20 protein-coding genes are annotated in these 21,625 nt (G+C 71.3%); 10 read left to right on the plus strand and 10 right to left on the minus strand.

The genetic code is table 11. The annotated features are described in order from the left end of the window. Positions 1 to 63 precede the first annotated feature (63 nt). From BS73_RS03465 to BS73_RS03475, 3 genes are all read right to left on the minus strand, one after another. Positions 64 to 663, minus strand: a complete 600-nt coding sequence (locus BS73_RS03465) for a hypothetical protein (RefSeq protein ID WP_037569063.1) — start codon at positions 661 to 663, stop codon at positions 64 to 66. Between the two features lie 295 nt (positions 664 to 958). Further along, the gene (locus BS73_RS03470; protein ID WP_063836897.1) at positions 959 to 1,819 is read right to left on the minus strand and encodes an MBL fold metallo-hydrolase; all 861 of its coding nucleotides are present in this window, start codon (positions 1,817 to 1,819) and stop codon (positions 959 to 961) included. Next, positions 1,816 to 2,517 carry an SDR family oxidoreductase gene (locus tag BS73_RS03475; RefSeq protein ID WP_037569064.1) on the minus strand — a complete coding sequence of 234 codons (702 nt, stop codon included), beginning with the start codon at positions 2,515 to 2,517 and terminating at the stop codon, positions 1,816 to 1,818. Before BS73_RS03475 ends, BS73_RS03470 begins: the two co-directional genes overlap by 4 nt. A gap of 172 nt (positions 2,518 to 2,689) precedes the next feature. On the opposite strand from BS73_RS03475, the gene BS73_RS03480 reads away from it, so the two are divergent. Further along, on the plus strand, positions 2,690 to 3,148 hold the full coding sequence (locus BS73_RS03480) for a MarR family winged helix-turn-helix transcriptional regulator (RefSeq protein ID WP_037569066.1): 459 nt from the start codon (positions 2,690 to 2,692) through the stop codon (positions 3,146 to 3,148). Positions 3,149 to 3,213: 65 nt separating this feature from the next. Here the strand turns inward: BS73_RS03480 and BS73_RS03485 are convergent, their stop codons facing one another. Then, complete coding sequence (locus BS73_RS03485) at positions 3,214 to 4,320, minus strand: fatty acid desaturase family protein (protein ID WP_084703727.1); 1,107 nt, start codon at positions 4,318 to 4,320, stop codon at positions 3,214 to 3,216. A gap of 33 nt (positions 4,321 to 4,353) precedes the next feature. Continuing rightward, positions 4,354 to 5,481 carry a ferredoxin reductase gene (locus tag BS73_RS03490; RefSeq protein ID WP_084703728.1) on the minus strand — a complete coding sequence of 376 codons (1,128 nt, stop codon included), beginning with the start codon at positions 5,479 to 5,481 and terminating at the stop codon, positions 4,354 to 4,356. A gap of 470 nt (positions 5,482 to 5,951) precedes the next feature. On the opposite strand from BS73_RS03490, the gene BS73_RS03495 reads away from it, so the two are divergent. The 4 genes from BS73_RS03495 (at position 5,952) to BS73_RS03510 (ending at position 12,339) form a co-directional block, all read left to right on the plus strand. Further along, positions 5,952 to 10,115 (plus strand): DUF6531 domain-containing protein, encoded by a 4,164-nt coding sequence (locus BS73_RS03495; protein ID WP_051939252.1) that lies wholly within the window; start codon positions 5,952 to 5,954, stop codon positions 10,113 to 10,115. Positions 10,116 to 10,134: 19 nt separating this feature from the next. After that, positions 10,135 to 10,875 carry a hypothetical protein gene (locus BS73_RS38065; protein WP_037569067.1) on the plus strand — a complete coding sequence of 247 codons (741 nt, stop codon included), beginning with the start codon at positions 10,135 to 10,137 and terminating at the stop codon, positions 10,873 to 10,875. A 74-nt stretch (positions 10,876 to 10,949) separates the two neighbouring features. Then, positions 10,950 to 11,669 carry a helix-turn-helix domain-containing protein gene (locus BS73_RS03505; protein ID WP_037569711.1) on the plus strand — a complete coding sequence of 240 codons (720 nt, stop codon included), beginning with the start codon at positions 10,950 to 10,952 and terminating at the stop codon, positions 11,667 to 11,669. Between the two features lie 115 nt (positions 11,670 to 11,784). After that, on the plus strand, positions 11,785 to 12,339 hold the full coding sequence (locus BS73_RS03510) for a dihydrofolate reductase family protein (RefSeq protein WP_037569068.1): 555 nt from the start codon (positions 11,785 to 11,787) through the stop codon (positions 12,337 to 12,339). Positions 12,340 to 12,379: 40 nt separating this feature from the next. On the opposite strand, the gene BS73_RS03515 is transcribed toward BS73_RS03510, so the two are convergent. Both BS73_RS03515 and BS73_RS39120 read right to left on the minus strand, forming a co-directional pair. Continuing rightward, on the minus strand, positions 12,380 to 13,129 hold the full coding sequence (locus BS73_RS03515; protein WP_037569070.1) for a GAF and ANTAR domain-containing protein: 750 nt from the start codon (positions 13,127 to 13,129) through the stop codon (positions 12,380 to 12,382). Between the two features lie 64 nt (positions 13,130 to 13,193). After that, positions 13,194 to 13,883: an ANTAR domain-containing protein gene (locus BS73_RS39120; RefSeq protein WP_152617490.1), complete on the minus strand. Its 690-nt coding sequence runs from the start codon at positions 13,881 to 13,883 to the stop codon at positions 13,194 to 13,196. Positions 13,884 to 14,092: 209 nt separating this feature from the next. On the opposite strand from BS73_RS39120, the gene BS73_RS03525 reads away from it, so the two are divergent. Further along, positions 14,093 to 14,644 carry a hypothetical protein gene (locus tag BS73_RS03525; protein WP_037569074.1) on the plus strand — a complete coding sequence of 184 codons (552 nt, stop codon included), beginning with the start codon at positions 14,093 to 14,095 and terminating at the stop codon, positions 14,642 to 14,644. Positions 14,645 to 14,718: 74 nt separating this feature from the next. Here the strand turns inward: BS73_RS03525 and BS73_RS03530 are convergent, their stop codons facing one another. Next, complete coding sequence (locus BS73_RS03530) at positions 14,719 to 15,882, minus strand: epoxide hydrolase family protein (RefSeq protein WP_037569077.1); 1,164 nt, start codon at positions 15,880 to 15,882, stop codon at positions 14,719 to 14,721. Positions 15,883 to 15,982: 100 nt separating this feature from the next. Here BS73_RS03530 and BS73_RS03535 point away from each other — a divergent pair, with 100 nt between their 5' ends. Further along, positions 15,983 to 16,582, plus strand: a complete 600-nt coding sequence (locus tag BS73_RS03535) for a TetR/AcrR family transcriptional regulator (RefSeq protein ID WP_152617491.1) — start codon at positions 15,983 to 15,985, stop codon at positions 16,580 to 16,582. A gap of 6 nt (positions 16,583 to 16,588) precedes the next feature. On the opposite strand, the gene BS73_RS03540 is transcribed toward BS73_RS03535, so the two are convergent. Continuing rightward, positions 16,589 to 16,954, minus strand: coding sequence for a DoxX family protein (locus BS73_RS03540; protein ID WP_037569081.1), 366 nt, complete (start codon positions 16,952 to 16,954; stop codon positions 16,589 to 16,591). A 104-nt stretch (positions 16,955 to 17,058) separates the two neighbouring features. Here BS73_RS03540 and BS73_RS03545 point away from each other — a divergent pair, with 104 nt between their 5' ends. Further along, positions 17,059 to 17,433: a winged helix-turn-helix transcriptional regulator gene (locus BS73_RS03545; protein ID WP_037569084.1), complete on the plus strand. Its 375-nt coding sequence runs from the start codon at positions 17,059 to 17,061 to the stop codon at positions 17,431 to 17,433. A 204-nt stretch (positions 17,434 to 17,637) separates the two neighbouring features. Beyond that, positions 17,638 to 19,593 carry a S9 family peptidase gene (locus BS73_RS40265; RefSeq protein ID WP_037569086.1) on the plus strand — a complete coding sequence of 652 codons (1,956 nt, stop codon included), beginning with the start codon at positions 17,638 to 17,640 and terminating at the stop codon, positions 19,591 to 19,593. 129 nt (positions 19,594 to 19,722) lie between these two features. Here the strand turns inward: BS73_RS40265 and BS73_RS39130 are convergent, their stop codons facing one another. Further along, a complete protein-coding gene (locus tag BS73_RS39130) occupies positions 19,723 to 19,881 on the minus strand; it encodes a hypothetical protein (RefSeq protein ID WP_037569088.1) in 159 nt (52 codons plus the stop codon). Between the two features lie 126 nt (positions 19,882 to 20,007). On the opposite strand from BS73_RS39130, the gene BS73_RS03560 reads away from it, so the two are divergent. Next, positions 20,008 to 21,588: an FMN-binding glutamate synthase family protein gene (locus tag BS73_RS03560; RefSeq protein WP_152617492.1), complete on the plus strand. Its 1,581-nt coding sequence runs from the start codon at positions 20,008 to 20,010 to the stop codon at positions 21,586 to 21,588. The last annotated feature ends 37 nt before the right edge of the window (positions 21,589 to 21,625 follow it).

Here is a 21,625-nt window from a genome sequence, read left to right on the forward strand (position 1 = left end):
GGCCACGCCGCCCTCCGCCGGCAAGGGCGTTGGGCGGTGTGACCCGGCCACCGCGGGCGTGGATCAGGGTGTGTCGTACTCGCTGAAGTACGGCCTACTGCTGCCGAACTGCTCGGTCTTGTACCAGCTCGCGGGTTGTTCGGCGGAAACGTCGATGTAGTCGGTCATCCAGTGGTAGACCGCGTTCTCCGAGAAGGTGATGTCGACGTCGATCTCGTCGGCCTGTGCGCACGTCTTGTTGAAGATCCAGTGCACGAGCGGCACGCACTGCTTGACGATCAGCCGCAGTCGGAAGAACTTCGCGTTCGGTCCCGCCGGAATCGGGGTGTTGAGGATCCCTTCGATCTCGTACTGGTCGAAGCCTGCCCAGCCACTGGTGTCTTGGTTGGTGATGGTGGCTGTCCACGCGGTGGGCGGCTGGTCGACGCATCCCGCGAAGTCCACGCCCACATTCCCGGCGGTGTAGCGGCCGCCGAGGACCGGCCATACGTCAGGGCCGTTCTTCTCGAGGAAGAAGGTGCGGTGTCCCTCGACGCACCGCCCCTGGGGTCCTTGATGGTGGGCGACGGGCGGTGCGGCGGCCATGGCCTGCGGCCCGGTGGCCAGGCTGAGGGTGGCGGCGATGGCGAACGCGGTGACGATGCCGCGCTTTGTTGTGCGCATGATTCCCCCTGGTCGTGCTGTCATGTACTCACTCAGGTTGCCTGAGGCGCTCCCAGCTCCGCGCTCGGAATAGAGGAGTTCGGATGGGGAGATTCCGCCACTTTTCCCTTGCGGCGGCCTAAAGAGCGCAGGTCGGGCGCCTGATCGGTGAGCGCCTGGAGACCGTCGGCGTCCGCTGGGGCCTGCCCGGCGCTAAAACGATCCGCCGCCTGAGGGTCTCCAGGTCTGTCGGCACAGACAGAGGACGGCTGCCCTCGCGGCATCCCTGCCCGTGGGCAATCGCCATGCCTTGCCCTTAGCTGCGACCCGCGTAAAGAGCCTGGGTGCTGCCCCAGAGGCTGCTGCGGTTGAGGTGGTTCGGATGCCGTCGAACCATGGCCTGGTAGAAGCGTTCCGGTGTCGGCTCTGTCGCGAGGAGTTCGTCGACGTCGGTGAGGTAGCGGCGGGTCTGCCGGATCTGTCGGGCCGCGTCGTCGTCGTGCTCGCGGTTCTTGTGGCCGGCGATGATTCTGCGTGCGCCGAGGTCTTCGAGTACGGCGATGGCCTGGCGCCAGGCGTCCCGGCCTCCGTCGAGGGATTCGACGAGGTACTGGTGGACGCCGTTGTAGACGACGTCTCCGGCGACGACGAGGTCGAGGTCGGGGGCGTGGAGCACGCTGGTGGCGTCGGTGTCGCTGTGGCCGACGTCGATGACGGAGAGTTCATGTCCTTCGAGGACGAGCGTGTTGTCGAGGCGCTCGGCGGCGATGGCCGTGACGGGCGATGCCGGGATCTGTCCGGGCAGGATCTTGTCCCAGAATCCGGCGCGTGCCCGGGCCGCGCGGTGCATCTGCTCGATGGTCCCGGCCGTGGCCACCACCTGGGCCTCGGGGAACCGGTCGGCCAGGCTCGCGGCGGTGAACCAGTGGTCTCCGTGGGCGTGGGTGGCGAAGATGTGGGTGAGCGTTCTGCCGGTCGCGTGGACGCGGTCTGCGACGCTCTGCGCCTGTGCGGCGGTCAGGGGCGGATCGACCAGTATCGCCTCGCGCCGGCCATAGATGAGTGTGGTGGACACCGGCGCCCAGGTGCGGGCGCCGCCGTCCGGCAGGCGATCGGGCAGGGCGAGCGCGATGGCGGGGGACACGAGGACCTCGTAGTCCAGGCCGATGGTGGTCACTGCGCCGCTCCGATCGAGACGAGGGCGTCTTCGGCCTGGGTTCGGTTGAGCAGCCGCACGTGTCGGCCCGGTTGCGTCGACGCGGACGCCGCGACGGCGACCGCGCCGATCTGTGCGGACGTGACCTGGGCCGGGTCGGTGGTCTCGGTGAAGCGGGTCGCCACGGGGCCGAGTTCGAGCAGGAACACGCGCTTGGCGTTTCCGAGCTCGGCGGCGACCACCCGGTGCATCATCGCCAGCGCGGCCTGCTCCATGCTGACCAGTCCGCTGCCGGGAACCGGGGAGTGGGCTGACTCGCCCACGACTATGGAGTACGCGCCCTGCTGTGTCAGCCGAGGCAGAGCCGCGCGCAGCATGGCCATGTGGGTGGTCGCCAGTGCCACGAAGGCGCCCTGCCAGTCGGTCTCGTCGATCTCCCACAGCCGCTTGCCGTACCACCAGCCGCCGATCGGGGCGAGGACGTCGTCCACACCGCCCAGCCGCTCGACCATGGTCGCCACGAGCTTCTCGGCGCCCTCGAAGCTGGTGTAGTCGTGCTCGAACAGGTGGAGGCGCTCGTTCGCCGCAGTGCCGAGGAGATCGCGGAACTGATGCGCCCGCTCCTGGCTGCGCGTGGGCACCACGACCTGGGCGCCGGCGGCGAGATAGGCGCGGACGGCGCCTTCGCCGACCCCTCCGGTGCCTCCGGGGATCAGCACGCGCCGACCAGAGAGATCGGGAATCGGAACGGTTTCGACCATGATGGTGATGCTCCTCGGGGAGTAGTCGGCCGGCGGTGAGCCCGCCGGGCCTATTACGTTGGGCAGACCAACGTTGATAGGCCCAACATAGCACGAATTAGTTGGGCCGGCCAACGGCTATAGTGAAGCCATGGCTGATGCGGACGACGACCTCGAGCCCCCGGCGCGGCTGCGGGCGCTCACGAGCTGGCAGGCGCACAAGCTCTCCACGATCGGCGCCCGGATGACCGCCCGGCGGATGCCGCTCACGGCACGCTCCGACTTCGCGGTCCTCGCCGCACTGGAGGAGTACGGCGCGCTCAGCCAGGCCGATCTCGGCAGGCGGCTCGGCCTGGACCGGAACGACGTCAGCGGCATCGTCACCCGTCTTCAGGCCGGCGGCCACATCGATCGTCAGGCCGACCCGGGCGACCGCCGTCGCAACCTCGTCACCATCAACCGGTCGGGCATGAGCTATCTCGAAGAGATCCAGCTCAACGCCGACGAGGCCCAGGCCGAACTGCTCTCAGGGCTGGACGCGGACGAGCGCCGCCAGCTCCACGCGCTGCTCACCAAGACCCTGGCCGCGCACAGGCAGGAACCCGCGTAGCAGGCCCCCGGCCCACGGATCGGTCGAGGTCCGGCGACGGTGGCGGCATCCTGCGGTCCGGTCGGTCAGGGCAGGGCCAGGCGCAGGATGCGGGACCAGACGGAGGTGTACTGCCGCAGGAGGGGGCCGGTGGTGTAGGGGATGCCGTGTTCCTCGCACAGGGCGCGCACCCGCGGGGCGATCTGCGCGTAGCGGTTGCTGGGGAGGTCGGGGAAGAGGTGGTGCTCGATCTGGTGGCTGAGGTTGCCGGTGAGGATGTGGAGGACCGTGCCGCCCTCGATGTTCGCGGAGCCCTGGGCCTGGCGGACGTACCACTGCCCGCGGCTCTCGCCCTCGATCCGCTCCTCGGTGAAGGACTGGGCGCCCTCGGGGAAATGCCCGCAGAAGATGACGGTGTGGGCCCACAGGTTGCGCACGGTGTTGGCCGTGAGGTTGCCGAGGAGGCAGGGCAGGGCCGAGGGGCCGGACAGCAGCGGGAAGAGGAGGTAGTCCTTGGCGGCCTGGCGCACGGCCTTGCGCCCCAGAGCCCCCAGGTCGCGCAGAAGGGCGCGCGGGCTCTTGCGGCCCGTCGCAACCGCGTCGACCTCCAGGTCGTACAGGGCGATGGCCCATTCGAAGACCGGGGCGATCAGCGCCGCGTAGAGGGGCTGGGCGAGATACGCCGGGCGCCAGGGCTGGTCGGGGCTCATCCGCAGGATGGTGTAGCCGAGGTCGCGGTCCTTGCCGACCACGTTGGTGAAGGTGTGGTGGATGACGTTGTGGGTGTGCTTCCAGGCCTCGGCCGGCGTGGGAAAGTCCCACTCCCAGGTCGCGGAGTTGATCGCGGGGTCGCGCATCCAGTCCCACTGCCCGTGGAGGATGTTGTGGCCCAGTTCCATGTTCTCCAGGATCTTCGCCGTGGTGAGCATCGCAGTGCCGGCCGGCCAGGCGGGCGGGAGGAGGGAGATCGCCAGTGCCGCGCGTCCCCCGCACTCCAGACCGCGTTGGAGGGCGATCAGTGTGTGGATGTAGCGGGCGTCCTCACGACCTCGCTCGGCGATGACCTCCTGCCGCAGGAGGTCCAGCGCTTCGCCGAAGGCCCGCGCGCGGGCCTCTTCCGAGGCGGGCCCGTACGAGGCGGGACCGGGCGAGGCGGCTTCGGGCGCTGGTCGGGGGATGGTCTGCACGGACATCGGAGGCTCCTCGAAGGTAGGTGTGCTGCTCACTCACAGATCGACGGCCACGGTGCCGACGGCTGTGCAGACGCAGGTCTGCACGAGGGTGCCGGGCTCGCCGGTGATCTCACCGGTCCGCAGATCACGCACCCGGCCCTGGACGAGCGAGGCCACACAGCCGAAGCAGATCCCCATCCGGCACCCGCTGGGCATGGCCACCCCCGCCGCCTCACCCGCCCGGAGGAGGGGGACGCCGGCCCCGGCCGGTACGTCGACCCCGGTGCGCTGAAAACGGATCAGGCCGTCCTCGGCGCCGGCGCCGGATGCGGCAGCGGGGAGGGCGGGACGGAACCGCTCCAGGTGGAGACGTCGCTCGACGGCCGGGCCCTGTTCGTGCCAGTGCTGCCGCAGTGCGTCGAGCATCGGTCCCGGGCCGCAGGTCCAGGTCTGCCGTTCGCGCCAGTCGGGGCAGACCGCGGACAACCGCTGCGGGGTGAGCCGCCGCCCGGAGGTGCGGGTGTGGTGGAGGTGGACTCGGAGCCAGGGCATCCTCCGGGACAGGACGCGCAGCTCGCGGCCGAAGACGGTGGCCGCCCGGTCGGGAGCCGAGTGGACGAGCACGACATCGCCGGCCGAGGCGTTCCGCCCGCCCTGGCGCCGCGCCAGGGCGCGCAGCATGCTCATCACCGGGGTGAGGCCGATCCCGGCGGTCAGGAAGAGCGTGCGCTCCGGCAGTGGTTCGGGGAGGGTGAAATCGCCCTGGGCGGGTCCGAGGCGCAGCACCGTGCCCGGTCCGGTGTCCTGCGCGAGTCGGCCGGAGACCAGGCCGTCCGGCAGTGCCTTGACGGTGAGGGCGAACGGCTCACCGGGCCGTCCGGGCGCGGAGGAGAGGGAGTAGGTGCGCCAGTGCAGGACTCCGTCGATGTCCACCCCCACCGGAACGTACTGCCCGGCCCGGAATCCTCCCCACCCGCGCCCTGGGCGGATGACGAGTGTGGTCGCCTCCGCGGTCTCCGGCCGGACCGACTCCACCCGGCCGGCCGGCCATCGCCCGCCCAGCAGGGGATCGAACAGCGCGAGGTAGTCGGCGGGCAGCAGCGGCGTGGTCAGCGCGGCGGCGGCCGCGTGCAGCAGACGCCCGCTCCGCCCTCGCACGGCGGTCAGGAACGTTGTGCCCATCGCCCGGCCCCCCTCATCGACCGCCGCGTACGGACAGGGCAAGCTTAGGCACCCCGGTGTTGCAGCGGCGTTGCCTTCCGGCGACTTCCGGCCATCTCGCCGACGGCTCTCGCCGCTCGCGGCAGCGTCTGCGCCGGTCGCCGGGCAGTTCTGCCGTGGTCGCTCTCTCCGAAGCCGGAGCCGAGGCCGGGCTGGCAGGGCTTCCTCCATGTCGGCCCGATCGGTGTCCACGGCCGTCTCGGTCCAGACGGGCGTCGGGGGCCCAATCGATGGCTGTTGCAAGGCAGTTACATATGATCGGCTAGCCTCACGTTGTTCGTGGACATCCGAGGTTGGGGGTCTGGCATGGCGAGGGAACTGACGTATCGGCCGGGGCGGCGGCCCGGCGGAGGGTGTGAACTGGGCCTTCGAGTCGTGGAGTTCCCGCATGTCACAGGATTCCAGGTCCGCGCCGAGGGTGTGAGCTTCGCGTGAGCGAGATATCCAAGATCATCGCTGATGGCGCCAGGCGGATCGGGAAGAGTCTGGGCGAGGACGCCGGGCAGGCCGTCAGGAAGCTCTACCACCAGACCGGCGACAACCTGGACCGCGTCGTCAAGAACCACGTCGAGAACGACGCCGAGCACGCCGGCCGACTTCGGGACCTCGGGCGGCACGGGCACGATGAGCCCGCCGCCCCGCACACCGGCGCCGGCGGCAGCGGGGGCGGTGGGGGCGGCAAGCCCAAGGGGTCCGGGCCCGGGAGCTCCGGGCCGGGGAACTCCCACTCGGAGAAGTTCAAGGACCCGGAGGGGCCGAAGCTCGGCAGTGCCAAGCCCGGCGGGGGCCAGCACACCGAGGGCAACGGCCGCTGCCAGACCGGTGGCGACCCGGTCGATGTGGTCTCGGGCCAGATGATCACTTCCGCCGTCGACCTGGACCTGGCGGGGGCGCTTCCGCTGATCCTGCGGCGGGCGTACGCGTCGGGGTACCGCACCGGCACCCTCTTCGGCCCCGGCTGGTCCTCGACCCTCGGGCAGCGCGTGGAGGTCGACCAGTCCGGGATCCACTTCGCCGGGGACGACGGCCAGGTGCTCCACTACCCGTACCCGCAGGCGCACGGGCTGCGGGTGTACCCCCAGGACGGCGCGCGGTGGCCGCTGGTGTGGGAGCGCTCGGACTCCGCGGACGTCATCCGGATCGAGGACCCCGACACCGGTCTGACCCGGCACTTCCCCCAGCCGCAGAGCGGGACGCGTGGGGTGCGGCCGCTGAGCGCGGTGAGCGACCGCAACGACTCGCGGATCGACTTCGTGCGGGACGAGGAGGGCTTCCCGGTCGAGGTCCGGCATTCGGGCGGTCCCGTGGTCGCGGTCGACCGGGTGTCCACATCCGGCGGCTGGCGGGTCGCGGGGCTTCGGCTGCTTGAGGCCGGAGAGGCCGGAGAACCTGAAGAGGCCGGAGAGCCGGGAGAGCCGGCAGCACCGGCGGCGGGCGCCGCGAGCACCGATGACGCCCAGGCCCCCGGCGTCGAGGTGGTCCGCTTCGGCTACGACGCCCGCGGGCGGCTGAAGCAGGTCGTCAACTCCTCCGGCCTGCCGCTGGTCTACGAGCACGACGAGCAGGACCGGATCACTGGCTGGACCGACCGCAACGGCCACTGGTACGCGTACTCCTACGACGCCCAGGGCAGGGTCTCCGAGGGGCGCGGCCCGGAAGGCGCGCTTGACGCCCGGTTCGCCTACGACCCGGACCGGCGGACCACCGTGGTCACCGACGGGCGCGGCCACCGGATCGAGTACCACTACGACGAGCACCAGCATCTGTGCCGGGTCGTGGACCAGCTCGGCCACGCCGTGGAGACCGAGCACGACCGCTACGGCAGGCTGCTCTCCTACACCGACCCGCTGGGGCACGCGACCCGGCTGACCCTGGACGAGCACGGGGAGCCGGTCCGGGTCGACCGGCCGGACGGCACAGACCTGGAGATCGAGTACGACGACCGCCACCGGCCGGTGGCCGTCCGCACCCCGGAGGGGCTGACCTGGCGTCAGTCCTTCGACGAGCGCGGTAACCGGACGCGGCTGACCGACCGCTCGGGCGCCGTCTACCGCTTCGAGCACGACCGCACCGGATCCCTGACCGCGCTGACCGACCCGCTCGGCAACACCACGACGGCCCGCTACGACGGCCGCGGACTCCTCCTGGAGTCCGTCGACCCGGTGGGCGGCCGGGTGCGCTACGAGTACGACGCCTTCGGACGCACCGTCGCGGAGACCGACGAGCTCGGCCGCACCACCCGGTACGCCTGGAGCGTCGAGGGCAAACTCCTCTGCGCCACCGACGCCGAGGGCGTGAGCGAGCAGTGGGAGTACGACCCCGAGGGCAACCTCCTCCGCCACACGGCCCCGTCCGGGGCGGTCACCGCCTTCGAGTACTCCCACTTCCACCTCCCCACCGCCCGGATCGAGCCCGACGGCAGCCGCTACACCCTCGAGTACGACAGCGAGCTGCGCCTCACCCGGGTCACCCAGCCCCAGGGCCTCACCTGGGAGTACAGCTACGACCCGGTGGGGCGGACGGTCCGCGAGCGGGACTTCGAGGGACGCGAGGTCCACTACACCTACGACGCCGCGGGGCAGTTGACCGAGCGCCGCAACGGCGCCGGGCAGACCGTCTCCTACCGCTACGACCCGGTCGGGCGGGTCACCGAGAAGTCCGCGGACGGCCGTACCACCGAGTACACCTACGACCGGGCCGGCCGGCTGCAGCGCGCCCGCAACGAGGACACCACCCTGCTGCGCGGCTACGACGCGGTGGGCCGGCTGCTGCGGGAGACCGTCGACGGGCGCAGCATCGACTACGCCTTCGACGCGGCCGGCCGGCTGACCAGGCGGCAGACGCCGTCCGGAGCCGTCAGCCGTTGGACCTACGACGCGGCGGGCCGACCGGAGTCCCTCACCTCGGCCGGGCACCGGATCATCTTCGCCCACGACCCGGCCGGGCGGGAGACCGCCCGCGGCCTCGCCTCGCAGCTGTCGCTGACCTTCGACTGGGACAGCGGCGACCGGCTGATCGCACAGTCGATCATGCCGGGCGCGGGCGCGGGCGCGGGCGCGGGCGCGGGCGCCGCCGCCGGCCAGGCCCGCGCGGTGGGGCAGGAGACCGCCACCGGCCCCGCCGCCCGGCTGGAGCGCACCTACTCCTACGGCCCGGACGGCCACCTCGCCTCGATCGTCGACCGAACCCCCGAACGGCCCGCCGCCACCACCGCCTTCCACGCCGACCGCCTCGGCCGGGTCACCTCCGTCCAGGGCCCCGGCCCGGACTGGACGGAGGCGTACTCCTACGACCCCGCCGGGCATCTCCTGGACGCCTCCTGGTCCGGCACCCGCGGCTCGTCGGCCCAGGGCCCGCGCGACTACGACGGGTCGCTGCTGCGCTCGGCCGGGCGGATCAGCTATGAGCGCGACGCCCAGGGGCGGGTCGTCGCCCGCCGCGAGCGCACCCTCTCCGGCAAGCAGCGGACCTGGAGCTACACCTGGGACGCCGAGGACCGCCTCATCGAGCTCCGCACCCCGCAGGGCGCCCACTGGTGCTACCGCTACGACCCGCTGGGCCGGCGGATCTCCAAGCAGCGGCTGGAGGAAGGCCCGGGGGAGGAGCGCGGCCTGGAGCGGACCGACTTCACCTGGGACGGGATGTCGCTGGCCGAGCAGACCTCCCAGGCCCCAGGACTGCCCGGCCCCTACACCCTCAGCTGGGACCACCGGGGCCTCCACCCGGTCGCGCAGAACGAGCAGGTGGTGCGGGCGGGGGCGACCCCCGGCGCCGGCGCCGGCGGCGAGGACGACGTCGACCGCCAGTTCTTCGCCATCGTCACCGACCTGGTCGGCACCCCCACGCGCCTCCTCACCGAGGACGGCTCCACGGCGTGGGAGCAGCACAGCACCCTGTGGGGAGTGCCGGTCGACACGGGCCGGCACGCCACCGACACCCCGCTGCGCTTCCCCGGCCAGTACTACGACTCCGAGTCCCGCCTCCACTACAACGTCTACCGCTACTACGACCCGGCCGCGGGCCGCTACCTCACCCCCGACCCGCTGGGCCTGGAACCGGCCCCCGACGCCCACGGCTACGTCGACAACCCCCTGCAGGCCTGCGACCCGCTCGGTCTCTCGCCCACCTGGCAGCCGCTCAACGGCGGGCTCCCCGGCACCGGCGTCCTCAACTTCAACCCGCCCGCCGCCGCGCCGGCCGGCGGCACGCCGCCCCGGCACGACCGGAGCAGCGAGTACCCCTCCGGATACTGGAAGGGGACCCATGAGGAGATGGCGAGGAAGTGGACCACCGAAGGGCTCAACAACAAGGTCGACTACAACAAGATCGATGACTCGACCTACCGCAACAGCCTGAACTGGTTCGACAAGACCGGCACGAAGATCCCCCAGGGCGAGCTCACCTACGAGCACACCCACGCCGTGGTCGACCACTGGAACAGCGTCGGGTACAACTCGGACCGCACCACACGCAACAAGTTCTTCAACAACGCCAGCAAGATGGAGCCGATGACCAGGTCGCTGAACTCCAGCGGCGGCGGGAAGATGCAGGCCACCTACCGCCAGGACGTCGGTGCCAACTACAGCTGCACCTAGGACGACCGGGAGAGCCCTGATGGAACCAGCCGCGGCCTTGGCCGACATGCCCGACGCCCGGGAGTTCCCCGGGCTGGCCGAGGCCTGGCAGTGGTCACCCAACCCGCGCTTCCACCTCGCGGGCGCGCTGACCGCCGACCGCGAGCACGTCGTGCTGGTCAACGCCCTGGACTCGTTCGACGAGGCCTTGGTCCGCGCCCTGCTGTCGTTCGCCCGGGAGCGCTTCGCGGAGGTGGCCGAGGACTCCCGGGCTCTCGTCCCGCTGCCCGAGTTCTCGGCGGTGGGACGGGAGTTCGACACGGCGGCGGTGATCGCGCCGGGCGCGCACCCCTACTTCAAGGAGGAGGAACCGGGCCTCCACGAGGCGACCTACGCGGTCTTCCCCGCCTGGCACTACGAGTTCTCCGGCGACGAGTCCGAGAAGGAGGTGGCCTTCCAGGTCGCCCACCCGCAGGGCCTGGACGTGACCAACCTGGACCGGGAGCCCTGCCCGTTCGTCAGGATGAGCTACCGCAACACCATCACCCAGTCCCGCAGCCGCTCCAAGAAGCGCGCCCTGGCCAAGGCCGACACGCTGCTGCGCGAACTGGCCCTGCTGGAGTCCGCACCCGACAGCTACGTCGAGTACGAGAACTTCCGCGGACAGGTGTGGCGGGCCGGCTGGGAGGACACCTTCGTCCTGACGCGGGAGGGGGAGGAGGACCGCCGGGAGATGACCCGCCAGGAGCTGCTGGACTTCGCCCGCGTCTCGCTGACCTGAGCCTGCGACACCCCGACCGTCCGCCCCCCGTGGCACACTGGGCAGCTCAGGGGGCGGAGATCGGGGTGATCCGGTTGGGTCTGGACATCGAGAGCCGGCCGTCGGACTCGCCGTACGTCGAGAGGGTGTGGCGCAGCCGCAGCGTCGAGGTCGGCCGGATGACGTCGGTCGCGGCCTCGCACTGGGAACTCGTCTTCTGGCAGCGCGAGGGCCGGGTGCAGGCCGCCGTGCTGGGCCCGGAGCCCAGAGCCTGCCCGGCTCCCGTACCCGAGGACGCCACGTTCTTCGGAATCAGCTTCGCTCTCGGCACCTCGATGCCCCACGTGCCGATCGGCCGGCTGGTGGGCGGCAGCGCGGAGATCCCCGACGTGACCCGGCACTCCGTATGGCTGAAGGGCTCCGCCTGGCACGTGCCGGACTACGACAACGCGGAGGCGTTCGTACGGCGCATGGTCCGCGAGGGCATCGTGGACTGCGACCCGATCGTGCCGGCGGTGCTCGGCGGCGCGGCCCCCGACGTCTCCGAGCGGACCCTCCAGCGGCGTTTCGTCGCGGCGACGGGACTCACCCGGGGAGCCATCCGGCAGATCGACCGCGCCCGCGAGGCGGCGGTCCTCATCCAGGAGGGCACGCCGGCACAGGACGTCGTCCACCGGTTGGGCTACTTCGACCAGCCGCACCTGGCGCGGTCCCTGACCCGGTTCATCGGCCGGACCGCCACCCAGCTGACTGCTCCGAACGGGGCGGAGCCGCTGTCGCTTCTGTACAAGCCCTCCTCCCCGATGTCCGCATAGTCTTCCTGACGTAGCCGACGGGGTCGGCCCGCCCAGGCCGGAGCGCTGTCCGGCTGGAGCGCTGTCCGGTCGGGACCGACCGGGCAGACGGCCCCGAACCCATCACGGAGGAATCATGCGCAAGGTCGTTTCGGGTCTGTTCGTCTCGCTCGACGGTGTCGCCCAGTCGCCGAACGAGTGGCAGTTCGCCTTCGACGAGGAGATGGGCGCGGCACTGGGGAAGACGCTGGAGAGCGCCGACACGATCCTGCTCGGCCGGGTGACCTTCACCGAGTGGGCCGGGTACTGGCCCACGGTGACCGACGGCGAGGACGCCGGCTTCGCCAAGTGGATCAACGACTCGCCCAAGTACGTCGTCTCCTCCACGCTGGACAGCGTGGACGACTGGGCGAACAGCACGCTGATCCGCGGTGACCTGGCGGCCGCGCTCGAAGAGCTCAAGGCGGGAGAGGGGAAGGACATCACCGTCGCGGGCAGCCCCACCCTGGTGCGTTCGCTGCTGGAGCAGGACCTGCTGGACGAACTGGTCCTGCTGATCCACCCGGTGGTGGCCGGCGAGAACCGCAAGAAGCTGTTCGCCGACGACGCCACCCTGAAGAAGCTGGAGCTGGTCAGCGCCGAGCCGACCAGCAGCGGCGTGATCATCGCGACCTACCGTCCGATCCGCTGATCACCCGCTCGACGCGGGCCGGGCACCTGGTGACGGGAGGTCAGCCGGCGTCTGGCCTGGTGTCTGGAGGGCGGGTGGGCAGGAACTCGGGGGTGAGGTCGGTGTTGATGATGTCGTGGGCGACTTCGCTGAGCCGGAGCCGATGACTGCCGGCATGGCTGCGGATGGCACCGAAGGCGCTGCTGAGGGTGGTGTTGCTGCGGGCGGCGAGGACGCCCTTCGCCTGTTCGAGGATGATGCGCTCTTGCAGGGCGGTGTGCAGCTGTTCCTGGACGGTGTGCTGATCCCGGATGGTGCGGGCCTGGATCAGTCCGATGGTGGCGACGTCGGCGAGCGCCTGGGCCAGGATCAGATCGTCCGGCCCCAGCGGATGCCCTTCGGTGGACAGCAGGAGGAGAGAACCGAGCCTCTCCCTGCGCAATCGCATCGGAATGGCGGTGGCCTGGCTGTACCCGCAGCGTTCGAGTTGAGAGGAGAACTGCGGCCAGCGCTCAGCCGCGTCGGCCGGACCCGTTGAGGCGACGGTCCGGGCACCGAAGTAGGCCTCCAGGGCCGGGCCCTGATCGCAGGCGGAGTCCAGGAGGTATTGGAGAGCAGGCGTGGGGTCGCACGGCGCCGGGCTGTAGAGATGGGAGTCGAGGTGCGTCAGGAAGACCGCGGCCTGGGTGACCTCCAGCAGCTCCTGGCAGCGGATGGTCATCTGGTGGAGGAAATCGATCACGTCGAAGTCCTCGATCAGCGTGTCGGCCAGCTCCACGAACGTGCGGGCGATGTGTTCCTGTCTGCTCATAGGGGTCCTCCTCGATGCAGGAGCAGAGGCAGGGGCAGAGGCAGAGCCTGATGCGGGGGCCGACTCACCCGGCGTCGTCCTGCGGCAGCTCCCGCACGATGACGGCATGGGCGACCTCGACAAGCGACCGCCCACCCGAGTACGCCTCGGCGCGCAGCCGGGAGAGGGCCTCGCCCAGTGGAATCCCCAGCCGCTCGCTGAGGATTCCGGTGGCCTGGTGCACCTCGGCCCGGTGGAGATCCACCACGCCCGCGCTGCCGGGCCCATTGCCGCCGCCGGGAGAGGTCGGCCAGTGGCTGAGCACATGCTGAGCCAACGCGTCCGCGACCAACCAGCCCTGCGCCGCCTGCTGCGCGGTCAACGGGCCCACGGTCCGCCGATAGCCGGTCATCGTGCCCATCTGGACCGCACCGATACGGATAGGCCACACGAACATGGCAGCGATCCCCAACTCCTCCGCCTCCACCGGGAACTGGGGCCACTGCCGGGCCAGAACCCGGCTCACGTCAGGCACCTCGCGCACCACTGCGCCGGTCCGCAGATGCCGGCCGGGCCCCTCGCCGAGGACGAACTGCAGATCCTCCAGGCCGGCACTGGTGGAATCGGTGAACCAGACCAGCTCCTTACCGAGGGAGATCGCCAGCCCGCCCAGGCCCAGGGCACGCGCGCAAGCCTTCTGCCACGCCCGGCTCTCCTGCCCGGAGGTCAGCGAAGGCAGGCTCTCCAGAAGCTCCCGCACCGTGGCATCCACCACCCGCGCCACCTTCGTCGCACTCCGCGCCGGACGTCAGACCCCGACCTGAACCCAGCCTAGCGACTCCCCACGCAAGCGAGTAGCCACCGGTATCCGCCGGGCGGCCGGCCCGGAATCCGCCGGCATCCTCGCCCAACCGGGCGCCGCTGAACGCCTTCAGATCGAAAATGCCGTGGCCCCCGCGAGCGCCACGGAGGGAGGATGGAGGCGTGCAACTGCTCTTCTCGCCGGCCGGTGACGGCCGTTGCCGCACCCGCGTTCTGCGCGACGACGGCGTGGTCCTGGAGATGCGCTCCTACTCCCGCAAGCACCGGGTGCCGCACGACCTGGCCCACGCCGCCGTGGAGCGCGAGCTGCGGCTGTGCGCCGGCGTCTTCGGCTGCGTCGCGGCCGGCGCCGTCTTCTCCTCGATGCGGGTACTGGCCGGTGTGCCGCGGCATGACGCGGCAGCCCGCAGCTCCCGGGTGATCAAGGCGCATGCCCGCTCGATCGCCCTCGCCGAGGTACTCAGCGGCGTGGTCCACGAGGCCGTGGAGGACCCAGCGGCCCACTCCCTGTTCCAGCGGGCGCGCGAGGGCTGGGGGATCGTGGAGGAGGGTCCCTTCCCCTACGCCCCTGCCGCCGTGGCGGCGGCCGCCGAGACCTTGCGGGCGCTGGCCGACCGGTGGAGCACCCTCGCCGTAGGAGCGGAGCTCGCGCTGGCCTGGCCCCGCGACCTGGCCGCCCCGGTCCCCGCCGCCCGTCGCCGCGCCGTCCGCTGAAGCAGGCAGTGCCCGGCGGGAGGGGAGGTGGGCACAGGTGTGGGTCGTCGTCCTCGGTTACTCCCGCTTCGGCGTCAGGATCGAAGAGTGCGCAGGCCGGTGCGGATTTCGCGGACCAGGATCTCCGGCTGTTCCAGGGCGGCGAAGTGGCCGCCCCGCTCGGCCTCGCCGTAGTGGATGAGATCGCTGTAGGCGTCCTCGATCCAGTTGCGCGGCAGGCGCGGGATGTCCTTGGGGAAGACGGTGACCGCGACGGGGAGTGCCAGCTTGGGGCCGGCGAAGGTGGCCGACCTGTTCTCCCAGTAGATGCGGGCGGAGGACGCCGCGCTGTTGGTGAACCAGTAGAGGGATACCGCGTCGAGGATGTCGTCCCTGCTGAGGGCATCTTCGGCGAGCCCTTGGTTGTCGGTCTTGGACTGGAACTTCTCGTAGATCCATGCCGCTTGTCCGGCGGGGGAGTCCGCCAGGGCGAATCCGACGGTCTCCGGCTTCGTGCCCTGAAGGTGGTTCGACCCGCCGAGATCGCCGGTGTAGAGGGCGAGGGTCTCCACGGCGTACCGCTCTTCGGGCGAGAGGGTGTCGGGCGTCCGTGCCGGAAAGGCGTACTGGGTGTTCAGATGGATGCCGAGCAGTCCCTCCGGTCGCAGGGCCCCCAGAGCGGTGGTGACCACGGCGCCCCAGTCGCCGCCCTGCGCGGCCCAACGCGTATAGCCGAGCCGCTCCATCAGCTGCGCCCAGGCCTTCGCGATGCGCGCGACATTCCATCCGGGCTCCGCGGGCTTCTGGGAGAACCCGAATCCGGGGAGGGACGGGATGACCACGTCGAACGAATCGGCGGCGTCTCCTCCGAAGGCGACCGGATCGGTCAGTGGGCCGATCAGCTTCAGAAAGTCGACGATCGAGCCCGGCCATCCATGGGTGAGGAGCAGCGGCATCGCGTGCGGATTCCTGGACCTGACGTGGAGGAAGTGGATGTCCAGCCCATCGATCTCGGTCAGGAACTGCGGGAGGCGATTGAGCGCGGACTCGAGGCGCGGCCAGTCGTAGCGGTGCTGCCAGTGCTCGACCAGTGCTTTGGCGTTCTCCATCCGAACGCCCTGAGACCAGTCGCCCACCGTTTCCGGATCCGGCCACCGTGTCCCGGCCAGTCGCCGCCTCAGGTCCTCGATCTCCGCCTCCGGGATCGAGACGGTGAACGGGCGGACGGCGGCCTCGGCCGGCGATGTCGGTGCGGTCATTGTCTTCTTCTCCTGAGCTTGAAGCGCAGTGCAACCGAGCCTCTGTTGCACACCCATGTGCAATGTACTTCACTGCACAGTGGTGTGCAACAATGATCCGGTGCCCACCGACTCCTCCCGCGCGCGCTCCATGAACGAGACGCGCGACCGCATCCTCGACGTGGCCCTCGACGTGCTGGGAGAGAACCCCGACGCCGGTATGGGCGACATCGCCTCCGCGGCGGGCGTCGTCCGTCGCACCGTCTACGGCCACTTCCCCTCGCGCCTCGACCTGGTGCTGCGGCTCACGGAACGGGCCGTCGCCGAGATGACGGCCGTGCTCACCGAGGTCGACGCCGCCGAGGCCCGAGCGGACGAGACATGGGCCGAATTCGTCGCCCGCCTCTGGCCCGTGACGCACCGGTACCGGGTGCTGCTGGCGCTGCGCCGTGGGGAGTACGGCGAGGCGATCCACGGCCTCCTCGGGCCGCTCGACGAACTCCTCGCCGACCTCGTGCGACGGGGCCAGGAGAGCGGCGTGTTCGCCAGTCACCTGCCGCCGGGCCTGCTGAGCCAGCTCGCCTACGGCGCGGTGTTCGCGATCGCGGACAGCGACCTGCCGGACGTGGCCCTCGGCGCGCGGGCGGCGACGATCACCAGCCTGCTGATGCTGGGAGTCCCCGAGCCACGTGCCGTCGCTCTGGTGGACGACCAGCCCTGATCCTGCTCATCCCCAGCGGCCGACGGCGACGAAGGCCGCGAGCAGGAGGAGGAACACGTTGGCGGGCACAGGCTGCCGCTCGCCCCGGGCCAGGTGGACCCGGAGGGCCCCGAGCTGCACGACGACCAGGCCGACCGCCGCGATCGGCGTCAGGACGCGGGCGATGCCGGTCGCCCCCGGCAGGATCAGGCCGGCCGCGCCGAGGAGCTCGACCGCGCCGACCGCCTTCACGGCCGCGTCCGAGTGGTCCTTCATCCAATCGAGCCGACCCGATGCCGCGAGCCGCTCGCGCGGCCGGACCACCTTGAGTCCGCCCGCGACGAGATAGACGAATGCGAGCAGCCCCTGCCCGATCCAAAGGATGATGCTCACCGGAATCCCCAATCCTGACGTCCGTCCGTGGCCATAGCGTGGATGAGCGCGAGGGCGGCGACAAAAGGCACAGCGATGTATGTATCCAGGAAGGCGGCAACGGCGTGACGCACGTCACAGGTAAGGCGACGGCGCGGATACCCCAGGGCGGCGCGGTCCGGGAGGTGCTCGACCGGGTCGGCGACAAGTGGAGCCTTCTGGTGATCGGCACCCTCCGCGAGGGGCCCCTGCGGTTCGGTGAGCTGCGGGAGGCGGTGGAGGGCATCTCGCAGCGGATGCTCACGCTGACGCTCAAGCATCTGGTCGAGGACGGCCTGGTCGTCCGTAGCGCTTATCAGGAGGTACCGCCCCGGGTGGAGTACGAGCTGAGCGGTCTGGGGCGGACTCTGCTACCGCTGGTGATCTCCCTCGCCAAGTGGGCCATGGCGCACCACGAGGAGATCAACGCCAACCGGACGTCGCGGAATCCGTCGGTCTAGCCGGGCGTATCGGTCGGCGTGGCCGCGGGAAATCGGGCTGACAGGCGGGTGTCGGTGGGGGAGGATGCCGATGCCGTATCGACGAGTGACAGCGAAAGGGCCGCCTGCATGCCCCCATCCGCAGCCGATTCCGATTCCGATTCCGGGCCCGAACCCAGGCCTCCCGGGCCGACCGTCGAACCGGCTCCTTCGGGCCCTCTCGGTGTGCTGACGGCGGAAGTGGTGGCGGACCTGGCGGTGCCGGCGGAGCCGGTGCTCTCGCCGGACGGGCGTCTGGTCGCCTACCTGGTCGCGGGGAACAGCGAGAGCAAGGAGGGCCCGCGCGCGGCCCTGTGGCTGGCGGCTGCGGACGGCAGCACAGACCCGCGCCGGCTGACCGACGTCACCGCCCACGCCGCCGCCCCGAAGTGGGCGCAGGACTCGGCCTCCCTCTACTTCACCTGTGAGACCCAGGAGTCGGGAGGGCCCCAGCTCCAGCGCCTCCCACTGGACGGTGACGCCGCCCCTCTCCCGGTGCAGACCCTCACCCGGTGGCGCGGCGGCATCGCCGGCCACCACCCCCTGACCGACGGCCGCACCCTCGCACTGCTGGCCGCCGACGAGCCCACCGCCGAGGAGGAGCGCCGAGCGGCGGCGGGGGAGGACGCGAGGGTGTGGGGCCGTCATCTCCCTCCCACCCGGCTCCGTCTCCTCGACCTGCCCACCGGCCGGATCCGGACCGTCGAGGGCCTGGGGGAGCGCCACGTGGTCGAGGTGGCCCAGCGCCCGGACGGCGGCCCGCTGGCCGTGCTGAGCTGGTCCACCCCCGAGGTGGACCCGGGTGTGCTGAACGCCCGCCTCCACCTGCTCACCCCCGGCACCGGGGCCGTGGAGGACCTGGGCCCCGTCGGCGTGGAGGCCCAGAACCCCACCTGGTGGCGGCACGAGGGGCAGTGGCATCTGGCCCATCTGGCGGTGACCCCAGGACACCTGATCGGCGCCCTCGCCGTCCTCGACACCGTTCCGCCGCCCGACGGCGCCGCGCCCGCTTCCGCCCCCGTCCCCGCCTCCGCTCCCTGCAATCTGACCGCGGGCATGGCCGCGACCCCCACCGAGCTGGTGGGGGTCGCCGACGGCCCGCCGCTGGCCCTGTTCGCCGACGGCCTGGACACCGCCGTCCACCGGCTCGATCCGGGCACGCTGCGCTTCCAGCGGCTCTCCCGCGCCCCCGGCAGCCTCGCCGCGTTGTCCGCGACCTCCTGCGGCAGGACGCTGGCGGTGCTGGCCGGCAGCGCGCGGGAGCCGAAGAACGTCCACGTCGGTCCGGTCGAGGGGCCCTGGCGCCGTCTCAGCGACGTCAACCCCCATCTGCGCGCCATCCCCTGGGGCACCCAGGAGCGCCTCGCCTACCGAGCCCGCGACGGCCTCTCCCTGGACGGCCTGCTCATCCTCCCGGTCGATCGCACCCGCGACCAGGGCCCCTTCCCGCTGATCACCCTGGCGCACGGCGGCCCCTACTACCGCTCCGCCGACGACTTCGCGCTCACCGTGGTCGACTGCGGCCAGTGGCTGGCCAGTGCCGGCTACGCCGTCTTCCTGCCCAACCCCCGTGGCGGCTGCGGACACGGCCAAGCCTTCGCCGCCGCGGCGGCCGGCGCCGTGGGCGGGGAGGAGTGGAGCGACATCCTCACCGGGATCGACCTGCTGATCGGGCAGGGCATCGCCGACCCCGCGCGGCTCGGCATCTCCGGCTGGAGCCACGGCGGGTTCCTGGCCGCCTGGGCGGCCTGCCGCACCGACCGCTTCCGGGCCGCGATCATGGGCGCCGGCATCAGCGACTGGGGGATGCAGGCCGGCACCGGCGAGTGGGGCCTGCTCGACGCGGCCCTGGGCGGGAGCACCGGCTGGAACGGCCCCGGCCCCCACCTCCACGACCACCACAGCCCCATCTCCTATGCCTCCCACTTCCGCACTCCGCTGCTGATCCTCCACGGCGAGGAGGACACCAACGTCCCCCTCAGCCAGGCCCTCCACCTCCACCGCGCCCTGCGCCACCACGGCGCCGAGCACGAACTCGTGGTCTATCCCCGCGAGGGGCACGGCCTGCGTGAACGCGCCCACCAACTGGACGCCCTCCACCGCACCCGCGCCTGGTTCGACCGCTGGCTCACGCGGGAGTGACCCGCCGGCCGGGCGCTCCACGGCTTGGGCGAGCGCGGCCGGAAACGCAAATGCCTCCGCGGAGGCCGGGAAATTCCCCGGCCTCCGCGGAGGCATTTCACTCTCGTTCTTCCTGTGCTTTCTGCCCGGCTACCACCTGTACCATCGTCCGCCGCCGGAGCCGCGGGCGAAAAAGCCCACGACCCAGACCACCAGCACGATCAGGGCCACCCACCACAGAAGATGAACGGCGAATCCCACTCCCCCCAGAATCAGAGCCAGCAGGAGTACCAGAAGCAAAGGTCCCATGTCGTCATAACCTCCTCGGCGGTCTGCTGCCCCGAACGTCTGCACGTATGCGCGGCGAATTCCGGCCGGTTCGCCAGGCATGGATGCGGGATCTCCGGTCAGAATCGTCTCGTGTTGAGATTGTCGATGATCACGCTGACGGCGGTGCTCGCGGCGGCGGGGATCGTGTGCGCGGTGCTGGTGTCCCCGTGGTGGTGGTTCGGCGCCGGGCCCGCGCTGCTGCTCCTGCTCCTCGTGTGCTGGGACGTGGCCCAGCGGCGGCACTCGGTGCTGCGGAACTACCCCGTACTCGGGCACCTGCGGTTCCTGCTGGAGGCGATCCGGCCGGAACTTCAGCAGTACTTCATCGAGCGGAACTACGACGGCCGCCCGTTCGACCGCGACACCCGCAGCATCGTCTACGAGCGGGCCAAGGGGACCGACGCCGAGGAGCCGTTCGGCACCGAGCGGGACCTGGTGCAGCCGGGCAGCGAGTACCTGGTGCCCTCGATGGCGCCCCGCCCGGTGCCCGAGGACCCGCCGCGGGTGCGGATCGGCGGCCCGGACTGCACCCGCCCCTACGACATGGCGCTGCTGAACGTCTCGGCGATGAGCTTCGGCTCGCTCTCGGGCAACGCCGTCCTGGCGCTGAACACCGGGGCGGCCCGCGGCGGCTTCGCGCACGACACCGGCGAGGGGGGCCTGTCCGAGTACCACCTGCGTCCCGGTGGAGACCTGGTGTGGGAGATCGGCACCGGGTACTTCGGCTGCCGCACGCCGGACGGCGGTTTCGACGCCGAGGAGTTCGCCCGCAAGGCCGCCCACGACCAGGTCAAGTGCGTGTCCCTGAAGATCAGTCAGGGCGCGAAGCCGGGTATCGGCGGGGTGCTGCCCGGGACCAAGGTCAACGAAGAGATCGCGCGGGTGCGCGGCGTGCCGCAGGGGCAGACGGTCGTCTCGCCCCCGTACCACCGCGTCTACTCGAACCCGCGCGAGCTGGTGCGGTTCCTGGCCCGGATGCGCGAACTGGCCGGCGGCAAGCCGGTCGGCTTCAAGCTGTGCGTGGGCTCGCGGCGCGAGTTCCTGGCGGTGTGCAAGGCGATGCTCGCGGAAGACGTGACCCCGGACTTCGTCATCGTGGACGGCGCCGAGGGCGGCACCGGCGCCGCGCCCCTGGAGTTCGCCGACAACCTCGGGCTGCCGCTCACCGAGGGCCTGATGACGGTCCACAACGCGCTGGTGGGCACCGGCCTGCGGGACCGGATCCGGGTCGGGGCCAGCGGCAAGGTGGCCACCGGCAGCGACCTGGTCAAGCGGCTGCTGATGGGCGCGGACTACACCAACGCCGCCCGCGCGATGATGTTCGCGGTGGGGTGCATCCAGGCGCAGTCATGCCACACCAACCGCTGCCCGGTGGGCGTGGCCACCCAGGACCCGCGCCGGGCCGCGGCGCTGGACGTCGCCGACAAGTCCGAGCGCGTCCGGCGCTTCCAGGAGGCGACGGTCAAGAGCGCCCTCCAGATCATGGCCTCGATGGGGGTGAGCGAGCCCGCCGAGCTGCGGCCGCACATGCTCCTTCACCGGGTGGACCCCCACACCGTGCGCACCTACGAGGAGCTCCACCCCTGGCTGACGCCCGGTCAACTCCTGAAGGCGGACGAGGACGGAATGCCGTCCGGCTGGGCCGAGGACTGGTCCAGGGCGGACCCGGACCGCTTCGGCCGCTGACGGCCCGTCCGCTCCACGGGGGTGGTCACCCGCGGGT

Source organism: Phaeacidiphilus oryzae TH49 (assembly GCF_000744815.1).
Taxonomy (GTDB): domain Bacteria; phylum Actinomycetota; class Actinomycetes; order Streptomycetales; family Streptomycetaceae; genus Phaeacidiphilus; species Phaeacidiphilus oryzae.

What these genes read in the sequence shown, in the direction of transcription:
- BS73_RS03515 (WP_037569070.1), bottom strand. Translation starts at nt 13,129, where the DNA reads ATGAGCAGACAGGAACACATCGCCCGCACGTTCGTGGAGCTGGCCGAC.
- BS73_RS03530 (WP_037569077.1), bottom strand. Translation starts at nt 15,882, where the DNA reads ATGACCGCACCGACATCGCCGGCCGAGGCCGCCGTCCGCCCGTTCACC.
- BS73_RS38065 (WP_037569067.1), top strand. Translation starts at nt 10,135, where the DNA reads ATGGAACCAGCCGCGGCCTTGGCCGACATGCCCGACGCCCGGGAGTTC.
- BS73_RS39130 (WP_037569088.1), bottom strand. Translation starts at nt 19,881, where the DNA reads ATGGGACCTTTGCTTCTGGTACTCCTGCTGGCTCTGATTCTGGGGGGA.
- BS73_RS03560 (WP_152617492.1), top strand. Translation starts at nt 20,008, where the DNA reads ATGATCACGCTGACGGCGGTGCTCGCGGCGGCGGGGATCGTGTGCGCG.
- BS73_RS03480 (WP_037569066.1), top strand. Translation starts at nt 2,690, where the DNA reads ATGGCTGATGCGGACGACGACCTCGAGCCCCCGGCGCGGCTGCGGGCG.
- BS73_RS03485 (WP_084703727.1), bottom strand. Translation starts at nt 4,320, where the DNA reads ATGTCCGTGCAGACCATCCCCCGACCAGCGCCCGAAGCCGCCTCGCCC.
- BS73_RS03490 (WP_084703728.1), bottom strand. Translation starts at nt 5,481, where the DNA reads ATGGGCACAACGTTCCTGACCGCCGTGCGAGGGCGGAGCGGGCGTCTG.
- BS73_RS03465 (WP_037569063.1), bottom strand. Translation starts at nt 663, where the DNA reads ATGCGCACAACAAAGCGCGGCATCGTCACCGCGTTCGCCATCGCCGCC.
- BS73_RS03510 (WP_037569068.1), top strand. Translation starts at nt 11,785, where the DNA reads ATGCGCAAGGTCGTTTCGGGTCTGTTCGTCTCGCTCGACGGTGTCGCC.